This window comes from Bradyrhizobium monzae, assembly GCF_021458635.1.
Lineage (GTDB): Bacteria > Pseudomonadota > Alphaproteobacteria > Rhizobiales > Xanthobacteraceae > Bradyrhizobium.
Map to the genome: position 1 here is coordinate 164301 of NZ_JAIRDQ010000007.1, position 13677 is coordinate 177977.

11 protein-coding genes and 1 pseudogene are annotated in these 13677 nt (G+C 65.5%); 5 read left to right on the plus strand and 7 right to left on the minus strand.

Annotated elements, in window-relative coordinates:
- Positions 1 to 179: 179 nt before the first annotated feature.
- Entirely contained in the window at positions 180 to 497 is a 318-nt protein-coding gene (locus tag K3F49_RS25105) for a hypothetical protein (RefSeq protein ID WP_234683618.1), read from the minus strand.
- A gap of 150 nt (positions 498 to 647) precedes the next feature.
- On the opposite strand from K3F49_RS25105, the gene K3F49_RS25110 reads away from it, so the two are divergent.
- A complete protein-coding gene (locus K3F49_RS25110; RefSeq protein WP_234683619.1) occupies positions 648 to 1556 on the plus strand; it encodes a PaaI family thioesterase in 909 nt (302 codons plus the stop codon).
- Positions 1557 to 1622: 66 nt separating this feature from the next.
- Positions 1623 to 1988, plus strand: coding sequence for a hypothetical protein (locus tag K3F49_RS25115; protein WP_234683620.1), 366 nt, complete (start codon positions 1623 to 1625; stop codon positions 1986 to 1988).
- 7 nt (positions 1989 to 1995) lie between these two features.
- Here K3F49_RS25115 and poxB read toward each other — a convergent pair whose 3' ends face one another.
- The 3 genes from poxB to K3F49_RS25130 form a co-directional block, all read right to left on the minus strand.
- Positions 1996 to 3732 (minus strand): ubiquinone-dependent pyruvate dehydrogenase, encoded by a 1737-nt coding sequence (gene poxB, locus K3F49_RS25120; protein ID WP_234683621.1) that lies wholly within the window; start codon positions 3730 to 3732, stop codon positions 1996 to 1998.
- Positions 3733 to 3812: 80 nt separating this feature from the next.
- Positions 3813 to 4445, minus strand: a complete 633-nt coding sequence (locus tag K3F49_RS25125; protein ID WP_234683622.1) for a 2-dehydro-3-deoxy-6-phosphogalactonate aldolase — start codon at positions 4443 to 4445, stop codon at positions 3813 to 3815.
- 14 nt (positions 4446 to 4459) lie between these two features.
- Entirely contained in the window at positions 4460 to 5374 is a 915-nt protein-coding gene (locus K3F49_RS25130; RefSeq protein ID WP_234683623.1) for a 2-dehydro-3-deoxygalactonokinase, read from the minus strand.
- A 222-nt stretch (positions 5375 to 5596) separates the two neighbouring features.
- On the opposite strand from K3F49_RS25130, the gene K3F49_RS25135 reads away from it, so the two are divergent.
- A complete protein-coding gene (locus K3F49_RS25135; protein ID WP_234683784.1) occupies positions 5597 to 6694 on the plus strand; it encodes an LLM class flavin-dependent oxidoreductase in 1098 nt (365 codons plus the stop codon).
- Positions 6695 to 6751: 57 nt separating this feature from the next.
- Positions 6752 to 7321 (plus strand): flavin reductase family protein, encoded by a 570-nt coding sequence (locus tag K3F49_RS25140; protein WP_234683624.1) that lies wholly within the window; start codon positions 6752 to 6754, stop codon positions 7319 to 7321.
- Positions 7322 to 7326: 5 nt separating this feature from the next.
- Here the strand turns inward: K3F49_RS25140 and K3F49_RS25145 are convergent, their stop codons facing one another.
- From K3F49_RS25145 to K3F49_RS39675, 3 genes and pseudogenes are all read right to left on the minus strand, one after another.
- On the minus strand, positions 7327 to 9177 hold the full coding sequence (locus K3F49_RS25145; RefSeq protein WP_234683625.1) for a sigma-54-dependent Fis family transcriptional regulator: 1851 nt from the start codon (positions 9175 to 9177) through the stop codon (positions 7327 to 7329).
- 96 nt (positions 9178 to 9273) lie between these two features.
- A complete protein-coding gene (locus tag K3F49_RS25150; RefSeq protein ID WP_234683626.1) occupies positions 9274 to 12579 on the minus strand; it encodes an acetyl-CoA carboxylase family protein in 3306 nt (1101 codons plus the stop codon).
- A gap of 215 nt (positions 12580 to 12794) precedes the next feature.
- Positions 12795 to 12965 (minus strand): annotated as a pseudogene (locus tag K3F49_RS39675) (methyl-accepting chemotaxis protein); the annotation flags it as partial.
- A 205-nt stretch (positions 12966 to 13170) separates the two neighbouring features.
- On the opposite strand from K3F49_RS39675, the gene K3F49_RS25160 reads away from it, so the two are divergent.
- Complete coding sequence (locus K3F49_RS25160) at positions 13171 to 13671, plus strand: hypothetical protein (RefSeq protein WP_234683627.1); 501 nt, start codon at positions 13171 to 13173, stop codon at positions 13669 to 13671.
- The last annotated feature ends 6 nt before the right edge of the window (positions 13672 to 13677 follow it).

Genomic DNA, 13677 nt, shown 5'->3' on the forward strand with positions numbered 1-13677 from the left:
CGATCCAGGTGTGTCAGGTGGTTGCGTTGCTGACCCGGTCGCTCGGGCAAAGGGAGGCCGATCAAGGCTCGATACATTCACCGTTCCACGGAGGGCGCAACCGGCAGGTCGTATCAACCTGCACGAAAAGTGACGTAAAGCCGGATGGCTGTCAATCTCAGTCCTTGCTCAGTTCTTGCTCAGTTCTTCACCGCCGGGATCGCTTCCTCCGGCTGCTGTTGTCCGAGCTTGAGCATCGCGAGCGCCTTGTCGAGCGCCTCGCGCAAGGCCAGCGCTGCGGCCGGGCTGCAGCGCAGATGGGCGGTCTGGACCACGTCGACCCTGACGGCGGCACCGATCGGCATCAGCAAGTTCGCCGCGAGCTCGATCTGGATCGCACCGTTGTGATGGCCGAAGCAGGAGGCGCCGTCGAAATAGATGATTGGCGCCCGCTCGGAGCTCGAGCTGGAGATGGTGACGGGCCCCTGGCTGGTGGCGGGCGTTTCGGGATCGGCCATGGGCACTCCTTGGGGCTAGGCGACGGGCGAAGCGCTCACCATCGTTGCTTCGGCGCGCTCTGTCGAGGCCAAACCGGTTCCTGACAGATCTGCCGTGCGGGGCGCATTCGGGGTTTTGCGCCGCCCTCGACACTGGTCTAGAACGTCACCATGTCCACCACACCGACCACGCTTCCCTTCGAGGAACTCGCCGAGGCCGTTAAGGGCCGCCGCTCCGATTACGGCCATATCAGCGGACTCCAGCTCGACCGGTTCGCACCGGGCGAAGCCTGGTCCAGCCTGCCCTATCGCCCCGTCTTCGTCGGCGACACCGAAACCGGTGTGCTGCATGGCGGCGTCGTCACTGCGATGCTGGACGAGAGCTGCGGCATGGCGGTGCAGCTTGCGCTCGACGGCACCAGCGCGATCGCGACGCTCGATTTGCGCATCGACTACCAGAAGCCGGCCACGCCCGGCCTCGCCATCAAGGCGCATTCGGTCTGCTACCGCACCACGCGCTCGATCGCCTTCGTGCGCTCCACGGCTTACCAGGAATCCGAGGACGATCCGGTGGCGACCGCCACCGCCTGCTTCATGATCGGCGCCAACCGCACCAACATGCTTGCGGACCGCCGGATGGAGTCGCGCAGCATCCCGACGCTGGACGCGCCGGAGGATCCGGACGGTCCGTTCGCCAACAGCCCGTTCGCGCGCTGCCTCGGTATTCGCGTGAATGATGACGGCACGCTGACGATGCCGTTCTCGCCAAAGATCATCGGCAACCCGATCCTCCCCGCGATTCACGGCGGCATGACCGGCGCCTTCCTCGAAACATCAGCCATTCTCGGCGTGCGGCGTGAGCTTGGAATCGCAACGCTGCCGAAGCCGATCGGGCTGACCGTCAACTATCTGCGCTCCGGCCGGGCGCTGGACACCTTCGCCAATGTCTCGATCGTGAAACAGGGCCGGCGTATCGTCGCCTTCGAGGCACGGGCCTGGCAGGACGATCCGGACAAGCCGATCGCCCCCGTGTTCGGTCATTTCATGCTGCGCCCGACGCCTGGAAACGACGAGGAATAGGCGTATTTTACTTGACGACCGGGATTCGGGACACAACGATAGCGCGTTCCCGCGAAAGGTATTCGGTTGCGGCATCCGATCGACATCATCGCCATGTTTGCCGCCATCTGGCTGTTGGCGTCGATGGTGCTCGACGCGCTGACGCCGAAGGAGCTGACGGCGGTCATGATCGCCATCGCGATCGGGCCCGCCGTGGTCGTTACCGCCGTGTTCTACTATCTGCGCTGCCCGCGCACGGATTTCGCGGTGATGTTCGCAGCGCTCTGGCTGATCTCGGACGTCGCTATCGCCTTCATCTCGCCGAAGGAGCTGCCGCACTTCCTGATCGTGCTCGGCTTCGTGCCGGCCGCACTGATCGGCATCGTGCTACATTGGCAGCGCTTCCAGCGCCGCCATGAGCGGTTGCCCGTGCCGTCAGCGAAGCGCGGCTGATTTCGCTTTAGCGCGATAGCAGATTGGTCTTCGCGAGGTCGATCACCTCGTCGCCACGGCCACTCATCACCGCGCGCAACACCCAGAGGCTAAAGCCCTTGACCTGTTCGGCCGTGATGGTCGGCGGCATCGACAGCTCCTGCTTGGCGGTGACGACGTCGAGCAGCGCCGGGCCGTTGTGGGCCAGCATCTCCTTCATCGCGCCCGGGAGGTCGCCGGGGTCCTCGACGCGCTTGGCAAAGATGCCCATCGCGCGCGCCATCGCTGCGAAATCGGGATTCTCCAGATCGACATTGGTGTCGACGAAGCCCGCCGCCTTCATCTCCAGCGCGACGAAGCCGAGCACGCCGTTGTTGAAGATCACGACCTTCACCGGCAGCTTCATCTGCGTCAGCGTGATCAGATCGCCCATCAGCATGGTGAAGCCGCCGTCGCCAGACAACGAGATCACCTGGCGGCCCGGCTGCGAAGCCTGCGCGCCGATCGCCTGCGGCATGGCGTTGGCCATCGAGCCGTGCACGAAGGACCCGATCAGCCGGCGGCGGCCGTTCATATTGAGATAGCGCGCAGCCCACACCGTTGGCGTGCCGACATCGGCGGTGAAGACGGCGTCATCGGAGGCGTGGTCGCTGATGACTTTTGCGAGATATTGCGGATGGATCGGCTTGCTGCCCGGCGTGCCCTTGGCAAGAGAGTCCAGCCCTTCGCGTGCCCTCTTGTAATGCGCAACGGCATCGTCGAGATGCTTGCGCTGCGTCTTGGACTTGAGCAGCGGCAGCAGCGCCTCGATCGTCTGCTTGACGTCGCCGACGAGGCCGAGATCGATCCTGCAGCGCCGTCCCAGATTTTCGGGGCGAATGTCGATCTGCGCGACCTTCGCATCATCAGGGAAGAACTGCTTGTAGGGAAAATCCGTGCCGAGCATCACCAGCGCGTCGCAAGCGTGCATGGCGGCATAGCCCGAGGAGAAGCCGATGAAACCGGTCATGCCGACGTCGTAGGGGTTGTCGTATTCGACGTGCTCCTTGCCGCCGAGCGCATGCACGATCGGGCTCTTCAGCGCTTCGGCGAGCTGCATCAGCGGCGCATGTGCGCCGGCGCAGCCGCGGCCGCAGAACAGGGTGATGCGCTCGGCGCCATTGAGGAGATCCGCGAGCGCCTTCAGCTCGTCGGCCTGCGGCACGATCTTTGGTGCGGCGAGCGCAAGCCCGCGATTGGTCGACAGTGCGCGCTTCGGCGGCGAGCGGAACGCGACATCGCCCGGCATGGCGACGACGGCAACGCCACGCAGGCCCACCGCCGCGCGGATCGCATTCTCCAGCACGAAAGGAAGCTGGCTCGGATCCGAGATCAGCTCGCAATAATGGCTGCATTCGCGAAACAGATTTTGCGGATGCGTCTCCTGGAAATAGCCGCCGCCGATCTCGGCCGACGGAATCTGCGCCGCGATCGCCAGCACCGGCACGCGGCTGCGGTGCGCGTCGAACAGGCCGTTGATCAGATGCAGATTGCCGGGCCCGCAGGAGCCCGCGCAAACCGCAAGGCTGCCCGTCATCTCCGCTTCGCCGGCGGCCGCGAACGCCGCGACCTCCTCGTGGCGGACGTGGACCCATTCGATGGTGCCGCGGCGGCGCAGCGCCTCGGTGAGACCGTTCAGGCTGTCGCCGACAATGCCATAGATGCGCTTGACGCCGGCCTGTTCGAGCGTTGCCACGAACAGATCGGCTATGTTGTTGATCGCCATGTCGGTCTCCTGATCTCGCTATTGCAGCAAGATAGGACAACGCACGACCGTGACGACATCACGGCTTGTTTATTGCTCGATCAGTCTTTCGCAATCGCCCGATCATAGGCCTCGATTGTCGCCTTCGCACGCGCAGCGACATCGGCGGCCGACATGCCGGGCTTGTAGAGGCTGGAGCCGAGCCCGAACGCGGTCACGCCGCCCTTGATGTACTCCGCAAAATTCTGGTCAGAGACGCCGCCGACGGCGGCAATCATCACACCTGCGGGCAGCACGGCGCGGATCGCCGCAATGCCGGATGCGCCGAGCACACTCGCCGGAAAGAACTTCAGGCCCGATGCGCCCGAGCGTGCCGCGACCAGCGCCTCGGTGGGCGAGAACACGCCGGGCAGCGTGATCATGGCGTACTGGTGTGCACGCGCGAGCACCTGTGTATCCACATTCGGCGAGACCATCAGCGTGCCGCCGACATCGTTGAGGCGATCGACATCTGCGGTGGCCAGCACCGTGCCTGCGCCGATCAACACGCCGGCCGGTGCCTGCTTCACAGCGGTACCGATCGAACGGAAGGGGTCAGGCGAATTCAGGGGAATCTCGATCGCGGTCATGCCCGCCTCGATCAGCACACCGACAATGGCCTCGGTCTCCTCGGGCTTGACACCGCGCAGGATCGCGACCAGGGGCCGCTTCATCGGCGGAAAGGGAACGCTCATCTCAAAAATCCTTTTTACTTCGTCCAGATCGCCGCAGCGGCCATCGACAGGCCGCGGCGCGCCGCTTCATCGGCATCGATCGGGTTCACATCGACCTGCAGCGCGTCGAAGGCCTGCCGGTACAGCGCCGCCAGCCGTCCCGAGGCAATCAGCGTGATGCCGGCTTTCGGCATGCCGCCAGAAAGGCCTGCGGCGAGCTCCGCACCGATCAACGTGCCCGACAGTGTCTCGCGCGCCGCGGCCGGCGTGCCACCGAACAGCAGTTGCCGCGACCGCGCACCGAACAGGAGGTTTGCGGCGAAAGCCGGTGCGTCAAACGCGGCTTTCACCGCCGCCTTGAAGCTCGCGGCATCCTCGGCGTCATCGGCACCGGCGACCGCGAGCGACAAGATCGTCTCGCGCGAGACGACGCTGAAGAGCTCGCCGGTCATGAACGTCGAGAAATGCGCCACCGTGCCGTCCTTCACCCGCACCCATTTCGAATGAGTGCCGGGCATGCATACCAGCGCCTCACCCGCCGCCTCGAGGCCGAGTGCGCCGAGCAATTGCGTCTCCTCGCCGCGCATCACGTCAGGTGCTTTGGTGTCGCGCTGCGCGATGCCCGGCAGGATGCGGATGTCGCGCGCCTCGCCCGGCACCCGGGCGGCCTGCTTCAGGATGGCGGCAAGCGGCGCCGGCGTATCGACATAGCCGGCCTCGACCCAGCCGGTCTTGGCACCGGCCATGCCGCAGACCAGAACCGGGAGAGGGCCGGGTGCTGCGACGGCGGCGAGATGCGATTGCAGCACGCCGGCAAAGCCGGCCTTGGCGGCCGCCATCATGCCCTCGTCGCTGCGGCGCTCGGCCAGCGCGTGGCCGGTGCGATCGACCAGCCAGAGCCGAAAGCTGCTGGTGCCCCAGTCCACCGCAACATAAGCGGGTTCGGCCATTTCGAATCGTATCCCTTGAGTCTCACGGCCAAGACGCCGTCTCGCGACAATGAGACGGACGCTTGGCAAATCCGCCCCGGGATATCGGCTATTGCGGCCCCAAACCAGCCTTTTCTCGCAGGTCTGGGCCGCGGGGCGCGCTGGCACACCGCTTGCTGAAGCTGTTCCTGCTCACGTCAGCGAACGCGCAGCAAGACGCGTCAACATCAGATGAGGACACCCATGGAGATCGGCTATTTCACGATGCCTTCGCATCCGCCGGAGTGCGGCCTGAAGGAAGGACATGACTGGGACCTGCAGGTCCTGCGCTGGCTCGACGAGCTCGGCTACCAGGAAGCCTGGATCGGCGAGCACCATACCGCACCCTGGGAACCCAATCCCACGCCGGACCTGCTGATCGCACAGGCCCTGATGCAGACCAAGACCATTCGCATCGGACCGGGTGGCTTCCTGCTGCCCTATCATCACCCGGCCGAGCTGGCCAACCGCGTCGCGATGCTGGACCATCTCTCCGAAGGCCGGCTCAATTTCGGCGTCGCCGCGAGCGGCTTGCCGAGCGACTGGGCGATGTTCAACGTCGACGGCATGAGCGGGCAGAACCGCGACATGACCCGCGAGGCGCTGGAGATCATCCTGAAGCTCTGGTCCGATCCCGCGCCCTTCACCTACAAGGGCAAGTTCTGGACGGTGACCAAGCCGGACACCATGTTCGACTTCCTCAAGCCGCACATCAAGCCGTTGCAGGCGCCGCATCCGCCGATCGGCGTTGCCGGGCTGTCGAAGAACTCGGACACGCTCAAGCTCGCGGGCGAGCGCGGCTTCATCCCGATGAGCCTCAACCTCAACCCGGCCTATGTCGGCAGCCATTGGGATTCGGTCGAGATCGGCGCCGCCAAGACCGGCCGCAAGCCGAACCGCGCGGATTGGCGTCTGGTGCGCGAGGTGTTCGTTGCCGACACCGACGAGGAGGCCTGGAAGCTCTCGACCGGCGACATGATGGGCCGGATGATGGGCGAGTACTTCCTGCCCCTGCTCGGCCATTTCGGCTTCAAGGACTATCTGAAGCACACGCCCGACGTGCCCGATAGCGACGTCACGGTCGAATATTGCGCCAAGCGGAACTGGGTCGTCGGCTCGCCCGCGACCGTGGCCGAGAAGATCGAGAAGATCTACGACGAGGTCGGCGGCTTCGGCGTGCTCTGCGTGTTCGGTTTCGACTACAAGCACAAGCCGGAAGCCTGGCACCACTCGCTCTCGCTGCTCAAGAACGAGGTGATGCCGCGCCTGAAGCATCTCGGCTCCGCGAAGAAGGCGGCTTGACGTGATGCGGGTGCGGCGGAATCCTGTCGCACCCGCATTCATTTCGGAGATTTCCGCGTGACGGTCGACGCCAATCCTCTCGACGCCAAGCAGTTCAAGCAGGCGATGCGCCAATGCGCCGGCGCGGTTGCGCTCGTGACCGTCGGCGCCGAGCACGGCACGCGCACCGGGCTCACGGTGACGTCGGCCTGCTCGCTGTCGGACAATCCGCCGTCCCTGATCGTCTGCGTCAACCGCAACGCCAGCGCGCATGCGCGTATCCGCGAGGAAGGCGCCTTCGCGATCAATTTCCTGCACGAGGATCACGCGCTGCTGGCGCTGACCTTCAGCGGCCAGAAAGGCGTTAACGGCGATGATCGCTTTGCGTTTGGCCAGTGGACGCGCGGGGTGACCGGCGCGCCGGTGCTGACGGATGCGGTCGCCGCGTTCGATTGCGCGCTGGCGCAGGAGTTCGAGACCAGGACGCATTCGATCTTCGTCGGCGAAGTGCGCCACGTGTCGCATTCCGACGGTGCCGCGCCGCTCGTGTATTTGCGCAGCAGTTTCCACATCCCTCAGGAAATCCGCGAGACCGTTTCAGTCGGCGATCTCGATTCGCGACACCTGAGCTGGACCGACTTTTCGTAAGGGCGCTACTGCGCGGTCTCGATCTTCAGCTGCTTGATCTTGCGATAGAGGGTCGCGCGGCTGAGCTTCAGCGCGCGGGCCGCTTCCGTGACGCGGCCGCCGTGCCTGCGCAACGCTTCGATGATCGTCGCGCGTTCGGCCGCTTCGAGATCGGTCTCGGCAGATCTCCCGCCGAACGGCGGCAGATCGAGATCGGCATCGGTGATCACACCATCTTCCGCCGTGCAGCCGGCAAGCCGGAGCACGTGGCGGAGCTGGCGCATGTTGCCGGGATAGGGATAGGCCGAAAGCAGCGACCAGGCTTCCGCCGACAGCCGGCAGTTCGGCGCCTCCTCGCGCGCGATTTGGCGGATGATGTCATCCCGGTCCGCGCGCTCGCGCAGAGCCGGCAGCCGCACCTCCATGCCGCGCAGGCGAAAATAGAGGTCGGCACGGAAGGCACCCTCTTCCGCCATGCGACCGAGATTGCGATGGGTGGCGCTGATCAGGCGGATATCAACCGGCACCGGCTTGAGCGCGCCAAGCGGCCAGACCTCGCGGTTCTCCAGCACGCGCAGCAAGCGCGTCTGCAGCGCGATCGGCATGTCGCCGATCTCGTCCAAAAACAGCGTGCCGCCGTCGGCCTGCACGATCAGGCCCTTCGAGCCATCGCGGCGCGCGCCGGTGAAGGCGCCGGCCTCGTAGCCGAACAGCTCGGCGTCGATCAGGCTCTCCGGCATCGCCGCGCAGTTCAGCGCGACATAGTTGTTGCGGGCGCGGTTGCTGGCGGCATGAATCGCGCGCGCAAACACATCCTTGCCGACGCCGGTCTCTCCATGCAGCAGAACCGGCAGATTGTGATCACCGATGCTCCTCAGCCGCTTCACGCTCTTGACCAGGCCGGGATCGCGGCCGGCAAGCCGATGCAGCGCATCGAAGCGATCGACGGGCGCGTCACGGCGCAGCCTGGAGGATTTTGCGCGCAGCGGCGCGGCGACATGGCCCTGGCCCAGCAGACGGCCGTCGGCGCGGCGCAACTCGACGATCTCGTCCGCGTCGCGCGAATGGTCGAGCTTGATATAACGCGACAGATCGATCCCGGATGCGATCAGGCCGTCGGTGAGGCCCAGCAACGCACGCGCCGAGCGGCAGGCGCCGACGATGCGGCGGTCGTCGTCATAGGCGAGCAGGCCGCTGCCGCCGTCGCCCGGCACGGTCGCGATCCAGGCGTTGCGGAAATGATCGCGGAAGATTGCGCCTTCCATGCGCCGCGTCGCCTCCATCGTCACCGCGAGCGCGAGCTGATGCGCGGCACGTTCGAGATCCTCGCGGCACGAGGTGATGTTGACCGCGCCGGCGAGGCGCCCGGCCTGATCGAACAATGGCGCCACCGCACAGGAGAACATGTGCCACTGCGCGCGAAAATGCTCGTCGCGATGCACCAGGATCGGCTTCTGCTCGGCGAGGCAGGTCCCCAGACCGTTGGTGCCCTCGAACGTCTCGGCGAAGTTCGAGCCGGTGTAGATCTTCCAGTCCATGAACATCCGCGCGTCGGCTTCGCCGGGCAGACGACTGAACAGCATGGTCGCGTTCACGTCAGCGAGATTGACGCAATAGCCGGCGTCGCGCAGCACGCGAGCGAGGTCGTCGAGCTCGGGCGTGACCAGCCGGATGGTCTCCTCCATCGGCTCGGCGATGTGACGAACTTCGGCCTCAGTGAGCGTCTGCGGCGGACCCTGACGGGCAGGATCGAGCTTGTGGCTGATCAGGCAGCGCCGCCAGGAGGACGCGATCCGCGACTCCGCATCGACGTCAGCCACATGATTGGCGACGGACAAGACACGGGCGACATGGTTCGAGGCCGAAAGGCTGGCCATCGCGGACGTCTCCACCCTGTATTATTGTGCAAAGTCTGGCACCACAGGCGGGGATGTCAATCGGGAACCGGGACGCAGGCTATTGCTGCACTGCGCTCACCATGTGTCGATACAGGGCCGCTTCTTCTCCGTCCGCACCGGCGGCTTCGGCACGGAGCGTAAGCCCGCCATGATCCAGCGCCGCGTCTCGGCGGGGTCGATGACGTTGTCGATCTCGAACACCGATGCGATCGAGACCGCCTTGCCGTTGGCATAGAGCTCGGCGACCTTGTTGCGGTAATAGGTCTCACGCTCCTCGGGGTCGGCGATCGCCTCCATCTCCTTGCGGAAGCCGAGGCGGACATAGCCCTCCAGGCCCATGCCGCCGAACTCGCCGGTCGGCCAGGCCGCCGTGAAGAAGGAGGCGTGGAAGCCGCCGCCGATCATCGACTGCGCGCCGAGACCATAGCCCTTGCGCAGCACGATGCCGAACAAGGGCACGGTGAGGCTCGCGCCAGTGACGAACATGCGCGAGACGTGGCGCACGATCGCGGTCTTCTCGGCTTCCGGGCCGACCATGAAGCCGGGCGTGTCGCACAGCGAGACGATCGGCAGATCGAAGGCATCGCAGAGCTGGAGGAAGCGCGCGGCCTTGTCGCCGGCATCCGCATCGATGGCGCCGCCGAGATGGCGCGGATTGTTGGCGATCAGGCCGAACGGCTTGCCTTCGATCCGGATCAGCGCGGTGATCATGCCGACGCCGTAGTCGCGGCGGAGTTCCAGCACTGAGTCCTTGTCGGCGACGAGGTCGATCACGCTGCGGATGTCGTAGACGCGCAGGCGGTTCTCGGGAATGGCGCGGCGAAGCAGGCGCTGGTCGGCGGCCTGCCAGTTCGCTACCGCGCCCTGGAAATAAGACAGGTATTTTTGCGCGACGGATGTGGCTTCCTCTTCGTCCTCAACCACGATGTCGATGACGCCGTTCGGCGACTGGAACGAGACCGGACCAACCTCGGCCGGGTGATAGACGCCGAGCCCACCGCCCTCGATCATTGCGGGGCCACCCATGCCGATCGAGGCGTTCTTGGTGGCGATGATGACATCACAGCAGCCGAGCATTGCGGCGTTGCCGGCGAAGCAATAGCCGGAGACCACGCCGATCACCGGCACGAGGCCGGAGAGCCTTGCGAACTGCACGAAGGACGGGCCGTCGAGACCGGTCATGCCGAGCCGGTCGGTGTCACCCGGACGGCCGCCGCCGCCTTCGGCATAAAACACCAGCGGCACGCGCCAATCTTCCGCCAGCGTGAGCATGCGGTCGATCTTCTTGTGGTTCATATGGCCCTGCGTGCCCGCGAGCACGGTGTAGTCATAGGCAACCACGATGCAGCGCGCGGCCTCTCCGCCGAACTTCTCGGCATTGACGGTGGCGACACCCATCACGAGGCCGTCGGCCGGCGTGTTCTTGATGAGATCGTCGAGCTTGCGCCGCCGCCGCTGGGCGGCAATGGCGAGGCTGCCATATTCCATGAACGAGCCGTCGTCGACGAGTTGCGCGACGTTCTCGCGCGCGGTGCGCTGATTGGTGTTGCGGCGGCGCTCGACCGAGGCCGGACGGTTCGCATCGAGCGTGTTGGCCTGACGCGCGATCAGTTCGGCGAGATCGGGGCGGATGTGGTCGAGATCGATGTCAGATTCCGCGGCCGACGCATCTGCCGCGACGTCGAGCGGCTCGAGATAGAGGATCGGCTCGCCATGCATCAGCGTGACGCCGTCGCCGGCCGCGAGCTTCATGACGCGGCCGCCCTGCTCGGCCATCACGAGATGCTCCATCTTCATGGACTCGATCACGGCGAGCTGCTGGCCCGGGCGCACGATCTCGCCCTCCTTCACCTGGATGGTGACGATCGTTCCCTGCAAGGGCGCAGCGACCATCACCGTCCCCTCGGGCACGGTCTGTGCAACATGGGTCTCGGCTGCCTGCGCGCCGCGCCGCTCAGCTGCAGCAAAATAGAGCGGCTTGGCCGCGCCATCTGCCGACTCGACCAGCTTGGCGATATTGCGATCGATGAAGTCGGTCGCAATACGGTTGGTCCGGAAATCCGGATGCGCCAGCACCGCCTGGAGGAAGGCGATGTTGGTGACGACGCCGTCGATCCGGAACTCGCGCAAAGCGCGCGAGGCTTTTGCCACGACGTCGTGCCAGGCTTCACCCGGCGTATGCACGATGACCTTCGCCAACAGGGAGTCGAACGCCGCGCTGGTCTTGTAGCCGGCATAGCCAAAACTATCGACGCGGACGCCGGGGCCGGACGGCGGCTCGAACACGGCGAGCACGCCGCCGGTCGGATGCGTCGCGCCCGTCTCGTCCAGCGTTTCCATGTTGACGCGGAGCTGCATGGCATAGCCGCGCGGCTTCGGGATCGCGCCTTGCGCCAGTCCGAGCGAGGCCAACGTGCTGCCTGCGGCAATCGCAAGCTGGGCGCGCACGAGGTCGAGGCCCAGCACCTCTTCCGTCACGGTGTGCTCGACCTGGAGCCGTGGATTGGCCTCGATGAAGGCAAAGCTGTCCTCGGCGGTGCCATCGACCAGGAATTCGAAGGTGCCGAGATTGTCGTAGGACGCCGCCGCCGCGAGCTGCTTCGCCGCCTCGATGATGCGGCCACGCAAGCCGTCGCTGAGGGAGGGGCTCGGCGCCACCTCGATCAGCTTCTGGTGCCGGCGCTGGATGGTGCATTCGCGTTCCCAGAGATGCGAGATCGCGCCGTGGCGATCGCCGATGATCTGCACCTCGATGTGGCGCGCCTGCCGGATCAGCCGCTCGGCATAGACCCCGTCGAAGCCGAATGCCGCCTTGGCTTCGGACTGACAGCGCGCATAGGCTTCCGCGAGATCGGCGGCGTTCTCCACCACACGCATGCCGCGGCCGCCGCCGCCAGCCATCGCCTTGATCACGATCGCGGCGTTGTTACCAAGCGAGGTGAAGAACGCCGAAATCTCCTCCAGGCTCGACGGCCCGCTGGTGCCGGCAATGATCGGCACGCCGCAGCGTTTTGCCAGCTGCCGTGCCGCGACCTTGTCGCCGAACAGTTCGAGTGCTGCCGGCTTGGGTCCAACAAAGACGATGCCTGCATCCGCGCAGGCTTTTGCAAACGCCGCGTTCTCGCTGAGGAAGCCGTAGCCGGGATGCACGGCATCGCAGCCGGCGTTCTTCGCCGCCTTCACCACCGCCTCGATGTCGAGATAGGCCCGCGCGCCGCGGCCGGGGATTTCGACCGCCTCGTCGGCGACGCGCACATGCAGCGACAGCGCGTCATCGGCCGGATGGATCGCGACAGTGGCAATGCCGGCGTCAGCCGCCGCACGCGCGATGCGGATGGCAATTTCGCCGCGATTGGCGATCAGGAGCTTTTTGAACGACATATAGCGGTCTCCATGCCCGCGTCGGGCGCGGTCGGCAGGTTCGATGATCCTGCTTCTTCACTTTAACCGCAGTCGTCAAGGGAGAGGAAGCGGTCGCTGTGGTAGCTCCCGCGGGCCGGAATATCAGTTGGCCAGCCGCGCTTCGATGAGGCGAATGATCCGCCTGACGGCAGAAGGGATCGGCGCGATAACAGGCACGGTGAACATCGGTTGCAGCTCGCATCGGTGACGCCGGAGATGTTCTGCGAGACCTGGTCGGTGCCGGAGGCCGCTTCCTGCACGCTGCGGGCGATGGCCTGCGTCGCCGCGCCCTGCTCTTCGACCGCGGCCGCGATCGACGAGGAGATCTCGTTGACCTCCATGATGGTCCTGCGAATGAAGCGCACTTTGGAATTCGTCGACATTTTTGCGACTGCATTGGAATGACTCCAAAGTGCGATCTTCCAATGCATGCACGTTTCTAGAAGACCTCGATATCGGCCTTGCCGGCGTTGACTTGCGCGTGTCCGTGGAAGAACGATCGGCGCAGATATTTTGCGCCGGCCGAGGCGCGAGCGCAGCCAATAGTCACTGCCAATAGTCGGAGGCTCCATGTATCAGTCGACAGACACCAGAACACTTGACCTTCCGGCGCTGAGCGCGGCGGAGCGGCTCTTCATCTGGGGATTTCGCGCGAGAGCGCGCAGCGGGACCGCCGTTCCGACGGCGGCCGACATCCGGCAGGTCTACGACCATTTTCGCGTCGGCGACGCCGTGCCGTCGCTCGACTCCATCATCGAGATCTTTGCGTGCACGGCCCATACCGCCATCGAGGTTCATTGCCCCACTTGCCCGAAGATGTCGGAGAGCGAGCACGGAATTTTGCACGCGATCGCAGCGGCGCAAGAGGAGCGCATCGATATCGCGCGCGAGCAGTTCGAGAGCTGGCTGCCTCCGGTCGGCGCGGATTGGGCGCTCGCGCCTGTCAGGGGCCTTGCGACGATCTTCCGCATGGCCGGTCTCATCCTGCCGGATCGACACGTCCGGACGCCCGGCGTTGCTCAGACGATGGCGATGAAGAGCTGGTTCGTCGGAAGCCCCACATTGCACTGACGAGAT

Bases quoted from the DNA above. Each gene is read 5' to 3' on its own strand.
- K3F49_RS25160 (WP_234683627.1), top strand. From the start codon at position 13,171: ATGTATCAGTCGACAGACACCAGAACACTTGACCTTCCGGCGCTGAGC.
- poxB (WP_234683621.1), bottom strand. From the start codon at position 3,732: ATGGCGATCAACAACATAGCCGATCTGTTCGTGGCAACGCTCGAACAG.
- K3F49_RS25110 (WP_234683619.1), top strand. From the start codon at position 648: ATGTCCACCACACCGACCACGCTTCCCTTCGAGGAACTCGCCGAGGCC.
- K3F49_RS25105 (WP_234683618.1), bottom strand. From the start codon at position 497: ATGGCCGATCCCGAAACGCCCGCCACCAGCCAGGGGCCCGTCACCATC.
- K3F49_RS25130 (WP_234683623.1), bottom strand. From the start codon at position 5,374: ATGGCCGAACCCGCTTATGTTGCGGTGGACTGGGGCACCAGCAGCTTT.
- K3F49_RS25125 (WP_234683622.1), bottom strand. From the start codon at position 4,445: ATGAGCGTTCCCTTTCCGCCGATGAAGCGGCCCCTGGTCGCGATCCTG.
- K3F49_RS25135 (WP_234683784.1), top strand. From the start codon at position 5,597: ATGGAGATCGGCTATTTCACGATGCCTTCGCATCCGCCGGAGTGCGGC.
- K3F49_RS25150 (WP_234683626.1), bottom strand. From the start codon at position 12,579: ATGTCGTTCAAAAAGCTCCTGATCGCCAATCGCGGCGAAATTGCCATC.
- K3F49_RS25145 (WP_234683625.1), bottom strand. From the start codon at position 9,177: ATGGCCAGCCTTTCGGCCTCGAACCATGTCGCCCGTGTCTTGTCCGTC.